A 773-nucleotide genomic window follows, 5' to 3' on the forward strand; every position below is an offset into this window, starting at 1 on the left:
CCCGGATCAAAGCTTTTTGGCAGCTCCCCGAGGCTTTTCGCAGCCTAATACGTCCTTCATCGCCTCTACCAGCCAAGGCATCCACCTATGGCCCTTAATATCTTTTTATTCTATTTTGCGTTCACTACCTTATTTAATGTACTTTCATACTTTAAACAAGATGAATGATCTGTTATTGTAGTTATTTAGTTTATAATAAATCTCTTTATTATAGTTGTTGACTTTAACAATTGTAATTTAATGATCGTTTGGTGTTTAAACCAAATATAAATTCTTATGAGTTTAAGAACTTATATTTAATTTAAAACTCGTTTTTTGATGAAGTTGTGCTTGAAAAATCTGCGTAGCGTACTTTCGTACGTGAGTAGGTTTTTCAAGTGCAAATTCTCAAAAAATGGTGGAGAATAGCGGGATCGAACCGCTGACCTCCTGCGTGCAAGGCAGGCGCTCTCCCAGCTGAGCTAATTCCCCATTTTATAATCGCAATTCAAATGAACATAGATCACTGAAAACTAAGCAAGTAAGATTACTTGAAATAACTAATATCTCTTGTGAGATTTTCTTTGTATGTCAATGCAAACGAATGATTGACTTTACTCTAGAAAGGAGGTGATCCAACCGCAGGTTCTCCTACGGTTACCTTGTTACGACTTCACCCCAGTCGCTAATTCCACCGTAAGCGGTAGCCCCCCGAAGGTTGGCTTCCCGATTTCGGGTGAAATCAACTCCCATGGTGTGACGGGCGGTGAGTACAAGACCCGGGAACGTATTCA

General features: G+C 39.7%; 1 tRNA gene and 2 rRNA genes. All 3 read right to left on the reverse strand.

Annotated features, from left to right (window positions below):
• A 23S ribosomal RNA gene (locus tag H0Z31_15715) occupies positions 1–111 on the reverse strand; the annotation flags it as partial.
• 284 nt (positions 112–395) lie between these two features.
• Positions 396–471, reverse strand: a tRNA-Ala gene (locus H0Z31_15720).
• Between the two features lie 126 nt (positions 472–597).
• Positions 598–773, reverse strand: a 16S ribosomal RNA gene (locus tag H0Z31_15725); the annotation flags it as partial.

Origin of the sequence: Bacillus sp. (in: firmicutes) (assembly GCA_017656295.1) — a bacterium.
GTDB lineage: Bacteria > Bacillota > Bacilli > Bacillales > JACDOC01 > JACDOC01.